The organism is uncultured Chitinophaga sp. (assembly GCF_902168175.1).
Lineage (GTDB): Bacteria > Bacteroidota > Bacteroidia > Chitinophagales > Chitinophagaceae > Chitinophaga.
This window is the reverse complement of the sequence record NZ_CABHOU010000082.1, coordinates 1-3,149: the sequence shown is the minus strand read 5'-3', so window position 1 is coordinate 3,149 and position 3,149 is coordinate 1. Positions and strand designations below refer to the sequence as shown.

3 protein-coding genes are annotated in these 3,149 nt (G+C 48.8%); 1 reads left to right on the top strand and 2 read right to left on the bottom strand.

From position 1 onward, the window contains the following. The coding region (locus QZT80_RS18845) for a DUF6055 domain-containing protein (RefSeq protein ID WP_295125626.1) at positions 1-758 on the bottom strand (758 nt) is incomplete at its 3' end. A gap of 168 nt (positions 759-926) precedes the next feature. On the opposite strand from QZT80_RS18845, the gene QZT80_RS18840 reads away from it, so the two are divergent. Beyond that, on the top strand, positions 927-2,534 hold the full coding sequence (locus tag QZT80_RS18840) for a Na+/H+ antiporter (protein WP_295125623.1): 1,608 nt from the start codon (positions 927-929) through the stop codon (positions 2,532-2,534). Between the two features lie 63 nt (positions 2,535-2,597). On the opposite strand, the gene QZT80_RS18835 is transcribed toward QZT80_RS18840, so the two are convergent. Further along, positions 2,598-3,149: ABC transporter permease (locus QZT80_RS18835; protein WP_367112879.1), on the bottom strand; the 552-nt coding region annotated here is incomplete at its 5' end.

The following is a 3,149-nucleotide window of genomic DNA, read 5'->3' as shown; positions in this document are numbered from 1 at the left end:
TCTGCTTTACGCCACAACTGGCCCATAAAGCGGATGCCGTGTTTGGCCGACCAGTACTCGAGTACATAAGGCGAATGGTATTGGTTGATCTCGTGCAGGAATGCGTAGTGTGTTTGTTTCATGAAATCTACCAGGTGATAGTTCTCAAACGTCATCCACTCCGGGTACACCTGCCACAGCATGTATTGAGAGGTCATTTCGAAAATCGCCTGTCCGCGGCTGCCTTTAGGGGCAGAGGTAAAGCCCCATGCGCCGTCGGCGTGTACGAGGTATTGGAACGAGTGGCCCAGTTCGTGCGCCAGGGCACCATAGGGCGCTTTGTTCATGCGTACGGCAGGTGTCCACAGAATACCGATCTTATCTTCTGCACCACCGCCAAAAGCTGTGGCTTCCTTACCACCGATCACGTAGAACAGGGCCTTGTATTTATCGGTTACCGATTTACCTTTTTCTACGAACTGGAGGCTATCCACATAATAATCATAAAAGCGGTCGCACTCTTTTAGCGCTTCTTTAATACGGAAACGTTTCAGCGTATCGGGATTGCTCATCGGATCTTCCCCAAACTCTTTCGCCCAGAACACCACGATGTTATCAGACTCCACCTTGCGCTGGTTGCTGTATTCACTGTTGTTGTCCGTATAATCGTTATTGTCGGGCACGCGCCATACTTTGGCGGGCATATATGCTTCCTTGTCGGTAATAGGCGTTAAGAGCGCTGCTGCGGCGAGCGCGAGCCGGTAGAATTGCGGTATCATACTTCAATATAAATAACATTTTTCAGCGCTTGTAGCAGCAGGGGCATATTGGGTAAGAATGGAAAAGGAAGGGTTAAAAAGCGGTATGAAAAGGCTTAAGATAGGCTTAAGACTTCGATCTTTGGGCACGATTTGGTATATTTGCCGTTTACCAAAAATTGAAGACTATTGATACACCATCACCTGCTATTAATCCTGATGTTATTCTTCGCGATGGCCATGCTCTACATGTTAAGCCAGCGTTTGAAAATCTCTTACCCGATATTTTTAGTGATCGGCGGACTCGGTATCAGCTTTATTCCCGGTATGCCGCAACTCAATGTGGACCCGGATATCGTGTTTATGATATTCCTGCCGCCATTACTGTTTGAAGCCGCCTGGTATTCCTCCTGGAATCAGTTGTGGAAGTGGAGACGGTCGGTATTGAGCCTGGGGTTCGGACTGGTGCTGGTTACTTCTTTGGCCATCGCTTATTTCTCTGTAAATATTATTCCCGGTTTTACGCTGGCCCTGGGCTTTTTGCTCGGCGGTATTATATCGCCGCCCGATGCAGTAGCCGCTACTTCTGTGTTGAAAGGCATGCCTGTCCCTAAACGCGGTATTACCATCCTGGAGGGAGAAAGCCTCGTAAATGACGCCGCCTCGCTGACCGTACTCCGTTTCGCTATTGCAGCGGTGCTTACGGGCCAGTTCGTATTTCAGAAAGCCGCAGTAGATTTCGCGGTGCTGGCTGTTATGGGTGTAGTGGTAGGACTCGTTATCGCACATGTGCTGTATTTAATACTGCGGTATTGGGTAAAAGCCTCCAGCATCACCACGCCTATCACCATTATTGCACCTTACCTGATGTATATTGTGGCGGAGCAGTTCCATTGGTCGGGCGTACTGGCCGTGGTAAGCGGTGGTTTGTTCCTGTCGTTCCGCTCCAGCGACTTCCTCAACTATCATACGCGACTGCAAACGCAGGAGGTATGGGCTACGATCGGGTTCCTGTTAAATGGTTTTGTTTTTATATTGATAGGATTAGAACTGCCTGTCATCATCAACGGACTGGAAGGATATTCATTAAAAGATGCGATCAAATACGCGCTGATCATCAGTTTGCTGGTGATCGTGATCCGTATCGTACTGGTGTATATTTCCGCTTTCGTACCACGCATCTTCTCCAAACGCATCCGTGAAGCAGAAGCTACGCCCGGACTGAAACTACCGTTCATTATCGGCTGGGCAGGTATGAGGGGTGTAGTATCCCTCGCATCGGCCCTCGCTATACCATTAACGCTCGACGATAAACTGACACCTTTTCCGCATCGTAACCTCATCCTGTTTATCACCTTCGTGGTAATACTGGTTACGCTGGTGCTACAGGGGCTCTCCTTACCGTTTTTCATTAAATGGTTAAAGGTAGAAGAGGTGGACGAACACATTCCGGAGGAGGAGCAGATAGAGGCCATCCGCCTGGAGTTAGGGAAAGAACTGGTGCAATACCTCGACGCCAACTACTCCGTAGAGATGGCGCAGTACGAAACCATTGCCCGTATTAAGGAACAGTTGCAGCGAAGCATTGCAGCCGGCGAAAGTGCCCTGCATCACGAAGATAAACGGCAGGCCGTAAGCACTGTTCGAGGCCTGTACCGTAAGATCATGCTCGAACTGATCGGTTTGCGAAGAGATGGACTGGCAAAAATGCACAAAGACGCCAGGTACGACGATGAGGTGATCCGGTTGATGGAGAGTAACCTCGACCTGGAAGAAGCGAGATTAAATAAAGCATAAAAGAAAGGCAGGACTACAAAATCAGTCCTGCCTTTTGTTTTATAAGTGTAGGAAGAGAAGCACTTATTCCGTTTTTAAGCTTTTTACGGGGTTCAACATTGCCGCTTTGATACTTTGATAACTTACCGTGAGTAACGTGATCGTTAAAATACCCAGGCCCGTTACTGCGTATATCCACCAACTGATGGTTGTACGATATTCGTAGTTCTGCAGCCAGTTGCGCATCATGAAGTAGGCGAGGGGGGCGGCGATAAGCAGTGATATCACCACAAGTGCAACAAACTCTTTCGACAATAATTGCCAGAGGCTGATCACCGAAGCGCCCAATACTTTGCGTACACCAATTTCTTTTGTACGCCTTTCGGCCATGAAGGATGCCATGCCAAACAATCCCAGGCAACTGATGAAGATCGCCAGTATCGCGAAGAAGCTGGCCAGTTTGCCGATACGCTGTTCCTGCCCGAACTTTTTAGCATACTCCGCATCCGCGAACTTATACTCGAACAATTGTTCCGGATCATATTTTGAGAACACCGGCTCAATGCGCGCCAATGCCTCCTGCATGCTAATGGCAGGATTTACCTTGATATTGACGATGCTGCCATGCTGCCTGTT